We start from the raw sequence: 12,925 nt of genomic DNA, 5'->3' as shown, positions 1-12,925 counted from the left end.
TATCTCGGGGGAGGCGTGAAACGCCGGGGGCAGAGCCCCCAGCATTCCGTTCTATGCGTCGCCAATTTTGTCTTGGGTCTTGGTTTCGAAATCTGACGCATCGTGACGTTCATGCAATTGCATGGACGGCTCGCCAAACGGACGGTTCACCATACGTCCGCGCGTCACGGCAGGTCGTGCATCGATTTTTTCGGCCCAAGCCACGACGTGCTTGTAGCTTTTCACATCCAGGAATTCAGCGGCCTCATAAAGACGTCCCAGCACCAACTGGCCGTACCAGGCCCAAATCGCCATATCCGCGATCGTATAGTCTTCGCCCGCGATGTAAGACGTTTCCGCCAGTTGCCGGTCCAACACATCCAGCTGGCGCTTGGTTTCCATTGTGAAACGGTTGATGGGGTATTCATACTTTTCTGGCGCGTAGGCATAAAAATGCCCAAAGCCACCGCCCAGATACGGGGCGCTGCCCATTTGCCAGAACACCCAATTCATAACTTCGGCTTTGGCTGCTGCGTCTGTCGGGACGAAGGCGTCAAATTTTTCCGCCAGATACAGCATAATCGACGCGCTTTCGAACAAGCGCACAGGTGTGTCGCCGGATCGGTCCATCATAGCGGGGATTTTGGAATTCGGATTGATGTCGACAAAACCGGACCCGAATTGATCCCCTTCACCGATGTTCACCAGATAGGCGTCATATTCCGCGCCCTTGTGGCCCGCTTCCAAAAGCTCTTCCAAAAGTACGGTCACTTTAACGCCGTTTGGCGTCGCCAGTGAATGCAGCTGCAAGGGGTGCTTGCCGATCGGCAGTTCCTTGTCGTGGGTGGGCCCTGCGATGGGGCGGTTGATGTTGGCGAATTTCCCGCCTGAAGACGTGTCCCATGTCCAGACTGCGGGGGGGGTGTATGTTGGGTCGCTCATGTGACGTGCCTTTCGGGTAAATTCTGTCGGCCTAACCTATGTCATGTGGTGCGCGGCGCAAGGAGGGTGGCACGCAGAAGTGATAACATCCGTCGCGTCATTGATTTATTAAAGTGAACAAAAATCTCAAAAAGTTATATTTTTATAATGACTTGATCACAGCTACATCGTGTTCCAACGCACATAAAGGAACGCGCCATGGGTATGCTTGCAGACGTTGCCACCACGATCATCGCTCAGATGCAAAAGCCCACGCTGGCTTTCTTGATTGGGGGGATGATGCTGGCCGCCTTGGGCCATCGGGTTCTAGGGGGCTTTGGCCTGCCCCCCGCCAGAAGCGGCCCCTTTGCGTTGCGACCAGACAATTGCAATCAAGATGATCGCCCCGCCTGCAAGCGTTTGTAGGGCAGGGTGTTCGTTCAGGATCAGCAGGGCAAGAACCGGGGCCAGCGGCATTTCCAAAATTGAAAGCAATGCGGTTTCTGCCGAAGGCAGGCGTCGCGCGCCTTCAGATAAGGTGACGGATGCAACGGCAAACACCAGTCCAAACGCTGCCAGAACGGGAAGATCCGAAACTGGTACCTCAAACGGGGCGCCCAGAATGGCGGCGATGGGCAGCAGAATGATGGAAGACAGTGCTGCTGGCAGCGCTGCTGGCGTTTCGGGGAAGCGACGGTAGATGACCATGCTGCCTGCCATCATACATGTCATCCACAAAGCCAGCGCGTCCCCTGCAATGTGCAACGATCCAAGTGAGCCTGACAGGATGACAAACACGCCTGCAAACGCTGCGGTACTTGCGATCATGACGGTTTTTGTGGGCGCTTCGCGGATCAGACCCCACGCCAAAGCGGCGGCGACAAAAGGGGCAGCAGCGTAGATGATGGCGACATTGGCCACGGTGCTCAGCTTGAAGGCCGGAATGAAGGCCGCTGTGCCAGAGGCCAGCAGCAAGGCCGCGCCGTAGGCAGGCCGGGTCATTGCCCGAACTTCCCGACGCAACGCACCGCGCAGCCCAAGGTACAGCAACGTGAAACCCGCAGCAAAGACCCCGCGCCAGAAAATGATGTCCCATGCGGCGGTCTCTACGCCTTTGGTGAAGATACCCGCGCTTGAGAAAACCATCGCTGAGACAATGACAAGAATAACACCGATGCGGTGTTGGGGGTGTTGTTGATGATCTGGCATAGGTGCTGTCCTGTTGTTTAGAGCAGCAATAATGCATGTCTCCTGACATCTGCGTGTCAGTGGTGTTAGTCTATGAGGGCACAAAAAAGGGACAAGCCTGTGTCTAAAACCAATCGCTTTTTTGAAATCATTCAAATGTTGCGCATGAGTTCCCGACCGGTGTTGGCGCAGGACTTGGCCGATGCGTTAGAGGTTTCGGTGCGGACGATCTACCGTGATATTGCGACGTTGCAGGCCCGCCAGACCCCGATCTATGGGGAAGCGGGGGTAGGCTATGTCATGCGCAAAGGGTATGATTTGCCAAGTCTCAATCTGGATATGGAAGAAGCCGAAGCTGTCGCTGTGGGCCTCAGCATGATTGCACGGACCGGTGATGCTGGCCTGTGGCGTGCGGCGGTGCGGGCTGCACGTAAATTGCATCAGGTGGCCCCGGGCACGCGCCAGCTTGTGGCGTCGTCCTACGGGGTCGAAGCGACGCCGGTGGATTTGGGGTTGGTGCGTCGCGCCATCCGCGATGAACGCAAGCTGCGCATCACCTATAGTGATGTGAACGACCACCGGACCGAACGTGTGATTTGGCCCATCGCAATGGTCTATTACATGGACGCTGCTATGGCTGTCGCGTGGTGTGAATTGCGCTGTGGTCTACGACACTTTCGCATGGATCGCATGCCCACATGCGTTGAAACAGAACACCATTTCGCGGGACAAGGGGCCGCATTGCTTGCGCTTTGGGAAGCCACCCAAAAGGATGAAACGGTGTCCACCCGTGCGCTTAGAGGGTCATAACCCTAGGCTTTGACTCGCGACCGGCTCAGACCTTTTTGCTTTTTACCAAAGCCCGCACAATCGCAAAGATTGTCAGCACGGTCAGCCCCCAGAAGAACCATGTGATTGGGCCACGCAATAAAATCGCGGGGTCGCTGCCCGACATCAACATGGATTGTCGAAAGTTGTCTTCCAGCAAAGGGCCAAGAATGAATGCAATCAGGAAAGGCGCTGCGGGGACGCTGTACCGCATCATCAGATACCCGACCCAACCCATGACGAACATTACACCCACATCAAAGATGTTGTTGTTTACCGCGTACACGCCGTAAATGCACAGCACCAAAACGGCAGGCATCAGGATGCGTTTGGGGACGTCTGCCACAAAGCGGAACCCCTTGATGGCAACGCTGCCGACCACGAACAAAAAGGCCGAGCTGACGATCAAACCGATGAACAACCCATAGACAATATCCGCGTTCAGCAAAAACATCATGGGTCCGGGTTGCAGGCCATGCACCATAAAGGCGCCGATGATGATGGCCGTGATGACATCACCGGGCACGCCAAGCGCCAACAACGGGATCAGCGTCGCCCCTGCCACGCCGTTGTTGCCGGCCTCAGAGGCGGCAACGCCTTCGATTTCACCGATGCCAAACTTGTCTTTGTTGGGTGATTTTCGCCGGGCTTCTGAATAGCTCAGAAACGCAGACGGGGCGGCGCCGATGCCTGGAATAGAACCAAGGAACACCCCGATCATGCTGCCACGGATGATGGATTTGAAGCTGCGGCGGTAGTCTTTGAAGCTGACCTTGCTTTGGCCCAAAGCGCGGGCCTTTCCCAAATGTGCGACAGGGTTCCACGCCATTGCGATGATTTCGGGGATGGCAAACAACCCGATCAACACGGCGATGAAATTCAAACCGCCCATCATGTTGGGATCGCCAAATGTGAAACGGTTCGTGCCATAGACCAGATCAAGGCCCACAGTCGCCAGCAGCAACCCCAACATCGCCGACAAAGCGCCACGCAACAGGCTTTCGCCGGACACACCCGCGATGATGGTCAGTGAAAACAGAATAAGTGCAAAGAACTCCGGCGGTCCGAAACTAAGGGCAAAGGATGCCAGCCATCCCGCAAACAGGATCAGCGCTAGGTTTGATACCAAATCGGCGGTGCAAGACGCCCAAAGCGCCATACCCAAGGCACGACCCGCTTCGCCTTTTTCGGCCATGGGATAACCATCCAGAATTGTGGCCGATGACGCGGGCGTGCCCGGTGTCTTGATCAGGATGGCAGGGATCGATCCCCCGAAAATGCCGCCTTTGTACACACCCAACAGCAACAAAATGCCGGTGATGGGTTGCAGTGAAAACGTAAAGGGCAAGGTCAACGCGACAGCCATCGTCGCGGACAAACCCGGAATGGCGCCACCCACAACGCCGATGCAGATGCCCGCAAAAAGCGCCAGAAAGGCTTCGAATGATGCGACAAGGCCAAGCCCTGTCATAAGGCTGTCGGCAAAGCTCATGGCAGTCTCACAAAGTTGCCTTGCGGGATGGCGACACCGGCGACATGCGCAAAGAAAATGTACAATCCCAACGGGATCAGAATTGCGCAGGCCAATGCGATGCGTGGGTGCCGTGTGCGAAACAGGATCGCCGTGACGAAGAAGACCAGCATGGTGGTCCAGACCATGCCAAGGCGGGGCAGCGCCAACATGGTCAACGCCATGATGACTGCCAATGCCGCCAAACGCAGCCATGACGCGCCATCGGTTTCGGTTGCTGCATCCGGTGTGACGTCAGGGCTGGCGAAGCGCCCCACAAGGATCAGCCCCAAACCGATCAATCCCGTAAGCCCCGTCAGAACATAAGGCCAAAATGTCGGAGACAGCACAATGTTGGACACGTTGCTGGGCGATGACACCCATGTGGGGATCGCAAGAAACCCCAAAAAAAGTGCCGCGATACACGCGCCGATCCCCAGCCTAAGCTGAACGACTTTTGGTGACATATCAGCTGTCCCTTGTTAAGGACGCGGCCGCCCGGTGTCGGGGGCCGCGTCAGGTCGCAGTGCTTGAAAAATGACCGGATGTCAGCCTTCGATTCGCATACCCAATTCGTCCACAAGATCGCGGAAGATTGTGTATTGGCCTTGAATAAAGGCGTTGGCTTCTTCGGGGTTCATCAATTCGATGACTGATCCCCTTGCGCTCATGGTTTCGTTGAACTTGGCATCTTGGGTGGCTGCGGCCATCCATTCACCCCAGTTTGCGGCAACATCGTCAGGCAGATCATCCGGCCCTGCAATGCCTGTCCAACCAACCAGCTTGTTCAGGCGGTCTTTGCCCAGATCATTGGCGGTCGGGGCGTCAAAACCCACAACGGGTTCCGGCGTTGTCACCATCAAAGGCTTCAGCTGACCATTGGCCACAAAGCCCGCCAAAGCGGAAGAGTTGGTGCATAGAAACGTCGCAGTGCCGTTCAAAACAGCCGTCGCGGCAGCACCGCCACCCTTTTGTGGGATATGCGTTGCGGCCGTAAGGGGATCATCCACGCCAAATTCCTTCAGCACCATGGCACCCGCCAAATGCAACAACGACCCGACACCGGAAGAACTGTAGCTGACGCCACCTTCGGCGACTTTGGCAATCAGTTCGTCCATGGAATTGATGCCTGACGCAGGGGTTACCGCACATGCGACAGGGTTGATTTCATAGACCGTTACAAAGCGAAAATCGTCTAGCGTGTAAGGCAATGTGGCTTTCATCGCGGGGTTCACCGAATGGGAACCGACACGGGCGAACAACATGGTATAGCCGTCGGCCTTGGCATTTTGGACCGTCACGGATCCGGTAGCACCACCCGCGCCAGTCACGTTGGCCATGATCAGGGGCTGGCCCACCGCATCGCCCAAAGGTTCGGCAATGGTGCGTGCAGAAATGTCTGTGGCGCCACCTGCGCCGTAGGGGATCACCATCTTGATGGCCCGCTCGGGGTATTCAGCGGCTGCCGTCGTCGCGGATAATGCCGCGCCCAATGCAAGTGCGGATGTCAATTTGTGAAATGTCATGATGTCCTCCCTATTGTTCTGTGCCAGTTGAAACAGGCTTGAGGGAAGTGTAGGCGTAAGCTGTGCTTAAAAGTAGTTAAAATATCTTACAGCTACTGAAAGAATAGCTTATGATGTGTCGGAGCCTGAAATGACCATTCGCTTGTTGCGCACCTTGATTGCGATTGCCGATACACGCACGTTTACGGCAGCCGCTGGCGTCGTGCATGTGACCCACGCGGCTGTCAGCCAACAAATGCAAACCTTGGAAGCTGACCTTGGTGTCGCCCTTTTCAATCGCAGCACACGCACCCCTGAATTAACTCCGGTGGCGCATCAAATTGTGGCCAAGGCCCGCAAACTGGTTGCGGATTATGACAATCTGGTGCCGTCGGTTTTGGGGGATGGCGGCTTGAACGGGTTGGTGACATTGGGGGTGTTGCGCACCACTTTGACCGGATTGACGCCACAGGCCATGGCCATTTTGAAAACCAATTTTCCCGATGTCGGATTGCGCATCCGTCCGGGTTTGACGGGTACATTGTTGGCCGATGTCGCACGCGGTGATCTGGACGCGGCCATCGTTACAAAACCGCATCTGATGCCAGACGGCATTCAGTTCCGCGACCTGACAGAAGAACCGATGGAGCTGATCGCTGCCATGGAGGAACAAGGTGATGATCCTATTGCCTTGCTCAAGACCCGCCCCTTTATTCGATTTAACCGCAATGCCGTGGTCGGCACCCTGATCGACAACTGGATTTTGTCGAAAGGGCTACGTGTGACCGAAACCATGGAGTTGGACAGCCCCGAGGCCATCTCAAGTATGGTGCGCGCCAACCTTGGGGTGTCCATCGTGCCCAGTCTTGCCGTCAAACCGCTGGAAAGTGTGCCGGTGAAGCGATTGGCATTGGGGCAGGACGCGCCGACGCGGATATTGGGGCTGGCATATCGCAAAGATCAGTTGAAAATCCGCCTTCTGGATGAACTTTTCGCCATTCTGGAACGTGTTGTCGAAAAGGCGGGATCATGAATTTTGATCTTCTGCTTTATCTGGTGCTTGGGGCCGTCGCGGGCGGGTTTATCAATGGTCTTGCAGGGACCGGCACGGCCTTGTTCGCGCTGGGCTTTTATCTGTTTGTGCTAGAGCCGATAACGGCCGTTGCTGTTGTCGCCTTTATGGCGGTGCTTGCTGGGATACAGGGCCTTTGGATTGTGCGGGCGCAGATTTTCAATGAGCCGCGCCGCTTGTTGCGTTATGTTGTTCCAGGACTTGTGGGCGTGCCGTTGGGGTTGCTGTTGTTGGGGCTGATCAACGCAAGCTTGCTGCGCATCGCGATTGCCACTTTGTTGATTGTGTATGGTGGATATTTCACTTTTCGGGCCGCTTTGCCCGCGTTCTCACGCAAAACGCCGCTGTTGGATGCAGCTGTGGGGTTTATTGGTGGGGTCTTGGGCGGGGCTGCGTCCGTATCGGGGGCGATCCCGTCCATGTGGTTGTCTTTGCGCCCTTGGACAAAGTCGGAAATGCGGGCCGTTTTGCAGCCCTATAACATGGCCACGCTGTGCACCACGGTCACGCTTTTGGCCTTCAAAGGGGCCTACGATGCAGTCGCGTTTCAAGCGTTGATGGTTACGGTTCCTTGCGGATTGATTGCGGCGCAAGTGGGCATCATGGTGTTTCGCAGGCTGAGCGACATCGCATTTCGGCGGCTTTTGATCGGGCTGACCTTGTTGATGGGGATAGGCATTATGGTCAGCGAAGTGCTTTAGATCACTTCATCCGTGCGGTCGTCGCTTTCACCATACCGTTTCAGGGTTGCAGGGCGTGTGCCTTCATAGATCCGTTCCACATTATGTGCGATTTTTGCGTTTTCACGTTCAAACAGGCAATCGCCGTTCATGTCAGACGCAACGATAAAAGGCCCCATGCGGTTGCATTTTATGACCCACATGGCTTGCGCGATGCCCAGTTCTTCGTTCCAGTGCACGGCTTCTACGTTTTCGACGCCGCGCCCTAGCAACGCGCCTGTACCGTAACCCACGGTGGACAGATACACAGCACCATTGGGCACGAAGTAGTCCTTATAGTCCTTTGAGGTCATGCCCCCTTTGCCGACGATCAGTTTTGCGCCCGTTTTGGCCATCCATTCAGGCAACCATTTGGCAAAACGGAAAGACGCGGTTGCCGTGACTGCCCCCATGTCAAAACTGCCATCCGCGTTGATCCGTGCCGCAGGAGAGCAATGGAAGTTTGCCGCCGACTGGCTTGGTAATTCCATGGGAATGTTGGCTTTTTCCTCAAGTGCGCGCATATAGACCCCTTCGCGCGCGGTATACATCAGCCCCGTCAGGTACACGATATCACCAAGGCGCAGGTCCGCGATGGCGGCGTCTGTGGGGGTGGTGGACAGTTCAACCTCGCGCAAGCTCATTCCGCGGCCTCCTGCAGGGGTTCCCAATCGACGGTTTCGCGCCGTTGATAAGGTGTGAACCAATCGGGGTCAGTGCGATGTTCGATCCGTCCGTCTGCGTGAATGCGGGCCACGGCGCGGCGCGATGACAGGCAGAAAGCATGCACAGACATCGGCATCCCGCCCGTGTGGCAATAGCCGACCTCGATGTTGCAATCGATCACCATGTTTTTGCCAACAAAGCCCATAGCCCCCATACCGATAGAGTTGCCAAGTTCTTTGAACTCGTCCTCCATCTTGGCGATTTCGGGATCGCTGTTGCGGCTGCCGACGATGCGCAACGTTGAGGCGCGTTTTCCCAAAGTCATGCAAATGTCTTTTGATCCGCCAAGCCCGATGCCGATGATCGCAGGCTGGCAGGCAAGGCCGCGTTTGCCGAAAGCCATCAGGCTATCAAGGTAAAACCGTTTGATGCCTTGAATGCCGTCGCTAGGAAATAGCATCCTGTAATCACTGCCAAAAAGCCCGCCTTTGTGCACGGTGACCAGATCAATCCACGCGCCTTCCGGCTCAAACCCGTATTCGATTTCGGGCGCGCCGATGCCAACGTTGTTGTTGTGATCCGTGCGCCACAAAGGATGTACGCGATTGGGGCGCAAAGGCACGCCGTTGGTGGCATTGGCGGTGGCGCGGCGCAGGGCGGCTTCAAGTGCTACCATGCCGCCCTCGACCTGTGCCTCATTGCCCATCTTCACAAACCAGCGCGGCACGCCCGTGTCGCCGCACATCGCGCGGCGGTCTTCCTTGGCGGCCTCATAGTTCTCCAACATAGCCTTGAGAACAAAGGACGACAGGTCGCCATCTTCGGTCTTGGCAGCTTGTTTCAACCCATCAAGGTAGTCCTGAGGGATCTCAATCGCGGCCTTGTCCATGAGGGTTTCGGCGGTGGATTGGATGAGGTCGATAGGGATCACGTTCCGTTTCCTTTTTCCTGTGCCGGGACTGTTTCGACAATAGTTATGAGCCAAAGCTTTTTGCGGTTGTCTACAAAGCTCACGCAAAACGTGTTTTCGGTGTTGGTGATAGGCGTATAGTCAACCATCTGCTCGAACAAATCTGGCTTTGCATTGTCCTGAAGATTGCGAAACTCGCATGACACTGACTCTTCAACAAATGCCAAAGCTGCGAGTTCGTAAGTTGTTTCGCGCTGTTGCGAAATATACGTTTCACCGTCTCGATCGACAACAAAAGTAAATAACTTCATGGTACTGCCACCAAAGTCTCAGGCGCATCCTCAGGCAAGACGGTTTCCCCCGGTTTAACGATTGTGAATTGAACGGGTTCGCGGGTGACTTGGACTGCATCGCCACTCATTTGTGCCACGGTAAAATCGCTGTCTTCCATGGCGCCGGGATCGGGGAAATCTTCGCGGAAATGTGCGCCGCGTGAGTTTTCGCGTGTGATGCCCGCTTTGGTGATGACTTCGGAAATATCACACAGCGACCGCAGGTTCAGCCAATCGTGCCATGTCAGGTTAAACGCCAGATTGCTGTCGTCCACGCCCACGTCCATAAGCGCGTCCGACACCTGCGTGATGCCTGCCAACCCGCGTTTCATGCCAGCTTCGGTGCGCATTACGCCGACCTCTTCCCACATCAAATCTTGCAGCTGTTTGCGCAGTGGCAGCACCAGATCGGGCTTTTGCGTCAGGGGATAGAGGGCGCGTTCCAATTCGGCTGCCAATACTTCCTCATCCGGGTCGCGCAGGGTCATGCCAACGATATCACGCCCCATCGTGTCGCCTGCGATGCCGCCATAGACGGTGGAATTGGCCACACCATTGCCGCCCAAACGGTTTGACCCATGCGCGCCGCCCGCGTCCTCGCCTGCCACATAAAGCCCTTCCATGGCCGTGCGTGTGTTCACGTCCACAACCACACCGCCCATGAAATAATGCGCGGTTGGCACGACCTCGACCTTGCCTGCGGCCAGATCAAAACCTGAATCTGCACATCGGTTTACCATGCCTTTGAATTTCTGACGCACAAAATCCGGCCCCAGATGCGACATGGAAATGAACACGCCCTCTTGGTCGGGATTGTTGTTTTTGCGCATTTCCGCGTAGATGCCGCGGCTGACGACATCGCGTGTGGCGCGTTCACCTTTGGGATCAAAGTCGAACATAAACCGTTGCCCTGCATGGGAAATTAGCTGACCACCTGCGCCGCGTAGTCCTTCTTCCAGCACGGTGCCGGTCATGCGGGTGTGATCCCCCGCCAGCAGCCCTGTGGGGTGGAATTGCACCATTTCCATATCGCGCAGTTTCAGGCCCGCGCGTAACGCCATCGCCAGCCCGTCCATCGTTTTGTCGCCGGAAGGCGTGTGGTATTTGTACATGGTCGGGCCGCCGCCGGTGCCCATCAGCACGGTCTTGGCGCGCACCAAACGGAACTTTCCGGTGCGCATGTCGATCATCAAAACACCTGCTAAGGCGCTGCCGTCTTTTGTGGGGATCAATCCCACGGCGCGGTGTTCCTGTAATTTTTCCACGCCAGAAGCGAGGACCTTTTCCATCAAACGGTTGATGATTTCGATGCCCGTCAAATCACCTTTGTGCACGGTGCGGTCTGCGGTTTGGCCTGCAAAGGCCTTTTGGTGCAGTGACCCATCTGGATTACGGTCAAAGAAGCAGCCGACCTCGTTTTCCAATTCGCGGATACGCACCACGGCTTGTTCGCACAGCCGCCATGCCATGTCTTGGTTGGGCAGCCATTTGCCCCCCTGAATGGTATCCATAAAATGTCGTTCAACCGTGTCGCCGCCACCAAGGGCAACGTTGTAGCCGCCTTGCACCATGCGCGTGCAGCCGCATTTTCCGATCAATCCTTTGACGGCGATGGTGATTTTGGTGCCTTCCGGTGCCGTTTGCCCAGCGTGAAGGGCCGCGAAAAGGCCCGCGCCGCCCGTGCCAAGGATCAGGATGTCGGTGTCGTGCCGTTCAATGTCAGAGACGCGCATGGGTCAGATCGCTTTCATAAAAAACAGGCAGGCAACGGCGAAGGATGTCGCAGTTGCCAAGGCGGCCAGTGTTTTTTGGGGTGGGGTCCAGGGCAACCATTCCATTGCCATCAGGCGCAGGCCTCCGAACAAGTGCACCGCGAGCAGGAACACCAGCCCGAATTCTGCCAGTTTGAAGACAAACATCTCCGAAAACTGCAAACCTGCATCCAACGCGGCGGCCCCGTGCAGGGCTTGACCCAGAAGCAGAAAGTGCAGGGGCAGAAACAGCGCCAGCCCGATACCGGACAGGCGGTGTAAAACATAAGCCAACCACAATGGGTGGGCACGTGATGTGATGGTGGGTTTGCTCATGCGCTGACACCTGTGGCGAAGGTCACGGCCCAAACGGCGCGTGCGCCCAGCAACAACAGGATAAGACCAAAGCCCCACATGACCCCTTCAAGCACAGGACCTTTTAGCCCGCCCCATTCATGCGCCACAGTTCGCAGCCCGATTGCGCCATGTACGGACACGGCGATCACGAAGGTGCCGTAAAACAAGAACCATGCCAGCGACCCTTGGGTGCGACCCAGAATTTCCGCTGCCGACACGCCGCCTTGGATGGCGTAGATCATCACAGCCAGATGGCCCAGAACCAGCGGCGCCATTAACAGGGCGGTGATCCGTTGCAGCATGTAAAGGCGCAGGGTCAGCATCTAACGGTCTTTCTTGAGAAAGAAGGTGTTGAAAAAGGATTTCGCCGTTTCGCGTTTCAGCCCCGCGATAGCGGACATCGGATCCAGATCATTGGGGCAATAGGTGGTGCAGGACCCCATCGAATGACAGTTGTGACAGCCACCCGTACCTGAAATGGCGTCCAGAATGGCCACGCGACCGTCGTCTTTTGCGTCGTTCAAAAGCGTCCATGCACGCTGCAAGGCGGCGGGGCCAAGGTAGTCGGGGTTGCCTGCCACCGTGTCGCAGGCCGCGTAACAGACTGAGCAGTTGATGCATTCGATACCTGCGTTCGCCTCAACCCGTGCAGGGGCTGTTTCGTCGATGGGGGCGATGGGATCGTCACGGGTCAATGCGCCGTGATGCACCCCTTCTGCGGCGACCCATTTGTCAAAAAACGGGTCCATGTCCACAGCCAGATCCTTGATAACGGGCAGGTTGCGCAAGGGGCCGATTGTGACGGCGTTGCCATCCAGAACCTTTGAAATGTGGGTGCGACACGTCCAGCGTGGCACACCGTTTACCATCATCGCGCAGCTGCCACACATACCCACACGGCAGGCAAAGCGGTAGCTTAGGGTGGGGTCGGCGTTTTGCTGAACCCAAGATACCACATCCAGCACGGTTTGATTTTCGTAGGCGGGGACCTTGAATGTGGTCTGTGCGCCATTGGCATCTGGCCCACGGTCAATGGTGACTTTTAGATGGTCAAAGGGCGGATCGGTGGGCATAGGCGGCTTTGTCTTTCAACAGATGTTCGTTTTGTGGCACAGTGTAGACTAAAGTTACGCTTTATAAACGCGACAATTTCTTTCTATTTTCGTTAGGCGCCCTAACAAAAAACA

At 56.2% G+C, this 12,925-nt stretch carries 15 protein-coding genes; 3 read left to right on the top strand and 12 right to left on the bottom strand.

All coding sequences use genetic code 11. The features are described from left to right. Nucleotides 1-51: 51 nt before the first annotated feature. Together yghU and ABJL60_RS12095 are read right to left on the bottom strand one after the other, a co-directional pair. The gene (gene yghU, locus ABJL60_RS12100) at nucleotides 52-921 is read right to left on the bottom strand and encodes a glutathione-dependent disulfide-bond oxidoreductase (protein WP_348286590.1); all 870 of its coding nucleotides are present in this window, start codon (nucleotides 919-921) and stop codon (nucleotides 52-54) included. A 306-nt stretch (nucleotides 922-1,227) separates the two neighbouring features. Beyond that, entirely contained in the window at nucleotides 1,228-2,109 is an 882-nt protein-coding gene (locus ABJL60_RS12095) for a DMT family transporter (protein ID WP_348286592.1), read from the bottom strand. Nucleotides 2,110-2,208: 99 nt separating this feature from the next. Between ABJL60_RS12095 and ABJL60_RS12090 the strand changes: the two genes are divergently transcribed. Further along, on the top strand, nucleotides 2,209-2,898 hold the full coding sequence (locus tag ABJL60_RS12090; RefSeq protein WP_348374381.1) for a YafY family protein: 690 nt from the start codon (nucleotides 2,209-2,211) through the stop codon (nucleotides 2,896-2,898). 25 nt (nucleotides 2,899-2,923) lie between these two features. On the opposite strand, the gene ABJL60_RS12085 is transcribed toward ABJL60_RS12090, so the two are convergent. From ABJL60_RS12085 to ABJL60_RS12075, 3 genes are all read right to left on the bottom strand, one after another. After that, on the bottom strand, nucleotides 2,924-4,408 hold the full coding sequence (locus tag ABJL60_RS12085; protein WP_348374380.1) for a tripartite tricarboxylate transporter permease: 1,485 nt from the start codon (nucleotides 4,406-4,408) through the stop codon (nucleotides 2,924-2,926). Next, nucleotides 4,405-4,893, bottom strand: coding sequence for a tripartite tricarboxylate transporter TctB family protein (locus ABJL60_RS12080; RefSeq protein WP_348286598.1), 489 nt, complete (start codon nucleotides 4,891-4,893; stop codon nucleotides 4,405-4,407). Before ABJL60_RS12080 ends, ABJL60_RS12085 begins: the two co-directional genes overlap by 4 nt. 81 nt (nucleotides 4,894-4,974) lie before the next feature. Then, complete coding sequence (locus ABJL60_RS12075) at nucleotides 4,975-5,952, bottom strand: tripartite tricarboxylate transporter substrate binding protein (RefSeq protein WP_348374379.1); 978 nt, start codon at nucleotides 5,950-5,952, stop codon at nucleotides 4,975-4,977. 130 nt (nucleotides 5,953-6,082) lie between these two features. On the opposite strand from ABJL60_RS12075, the gene ABJL60_RS12070 reads away from it, so the two are divergent. Together ABJL60_RS12070 and ABJL60_RS12065 are read left to right on the top strand one after the other, a co-directional pair. Further along, nucleotides 6,083-6,964: a LysR family transcriptional regulator gene (locus ABJL60_RS12070; protein ID WP_348286602.1), complete on the top strand. Its 882-nt coding sequence runs from the start codon at nucleotides 6,083-6,085 to the stop codon at nucleotides 6,962-6,964. Further along, complete coding sequence (locus ABJL60_RS12065) at nucleotides 6,961-7,704, top strand: sulfite exporter TauE/SafE family protein (RefSeq protein WP_348374378.1); 744 nt, start codon at nucleotides 6,961-6,963, stop codon at nucleotides 7,702-7,704. The genes ABJL60_RS12070 and ABJL60_RS12065 overlap by 4 nt, the downstream gene beginning before the upstream one ends. On the opposite strand, the gene ABJL60_RS12060 is transcribed toward ABJL60_RS12065, so the two are convergent. The 7 genes from ABJL60_RS12060 to ABJL60_RS12030 are packed head-to-tail and all read right to left on the bottom strand — an operon-like array spanning nucleotide 7,701 to nucleotide 12,811. Then, nucleotides 7,701-8,366 carry a fumarate hydratase C-terminal domain-containing protein gene (locus ABJL60_RS12060; RefSeq protein ID WP_348374377.1) on the bottom strand — a complete coding sequence of 222 codons (666 nt, stop codon included), beginning with the start codon at nucleotides 8,364-8,366 and terminating at the stop codon, nucleotides 7,701-7,703. The genes ABJL60_RS12065 and ABJL60_RS12060 overlap by 4 nt on opposite strands. Beyond that, complete coding sequence (locus ABJL60_RS12055; protein WP_348374376.1) at nucleotides 8,363-9,319, bottom strand: fumarate hydratase; 957 nt, start codon at nucleotides 9,317-9,319, stop codon at nucleotides 8,363-8,365. The genes ABJL60_RS12060 and ABJL60_RS12055 overlap by 4 nt, the downstream gene beginning before the upstream one ends. Beyond that, nucleotides 9,316-9,609 (bottom strand): hypothetical protein, encoded by a 294-nt coding sequence (locus ABJL60_RS12050; protein WP_348286610.1) that lies wholly within the window; start codon nucleotides 9,607-9,609, stop codon nucleotides 9,316-9,318. Before ABJL60_RS12050 ends, ABJL60_RS12055 begins: the two co-directional genes overlap by 4 nt. Beyond that, entirely contained in the window at nucleotides 9,606-11,363 is a 1,758-nt protein-coding gene (locus ABJL60_RS12045) for an FAD-binding protein (protein ID WP_348374375.1), read from the bottom strand. Before ABJL60_RS12045 ends, ABJL60_RS12050 begins: the two co-directional genes overlap by 4 nt. A 3-nt stretch (nucleotides 11,364-11,366) precedes the next feature. Then, a complete protein-coding gene (locus ABJL60_RS12040) occupies nucleotides 11,367-11,717 on the bottom strand; it encodes a succinate dehydrogenase (RefSeq protein ID WP_348286614.1) in 351 nt (116 codons plus the stop codon). Further along, complete coding sequence (locus ABJL60_RS12035; protein WP_348374374.1) at nucleotides 11,714-12,061, bottom strand: succinate dehydrogenase; 348 nt, start codon at nucleotides 12,059-12,061, stop codon at nucleotides 11,714-11,716. Before ABJL60_RS12035 ends, ABJL60_RS12040 begins: the two co-directional genes overlap by 4 nt. Further along, nucleotides 12,062-12,811 carry a 2Fe-2S iron-sulfur cluster-binding protein gene (locus tag ABJL60_RS12030; RefSeq protein ID WP_348374373.1) on the bottom strand — a complete coding sequence of 250 codons (750 nt, stop codon included), beginning with the start codon at nucleotides 12,809-12,811 and terminating at the stop codon, nucleotides 12,062-12,064. It lies immediately after the preceding gene. Nucleotides 12,812-12,925: the final 114 nt, after the last annotated feature.

The organism is Ascidiaceihabitans sp., from assembly GCF_039986515.1.
In the GTDB taxonomy this organism is placed as follows: domain Bacteria; phylum Pseudomonadota; class Alphaproteobacteria; order Rhodobacterales; family Rhodobacteraceae; genus Ascidiaceihabitans.
The sequence above is the reverse complement of the archived record's forward strand: the minus strand, read 5'-3'. Positions and strand labels throughout refer to the sequence as shown.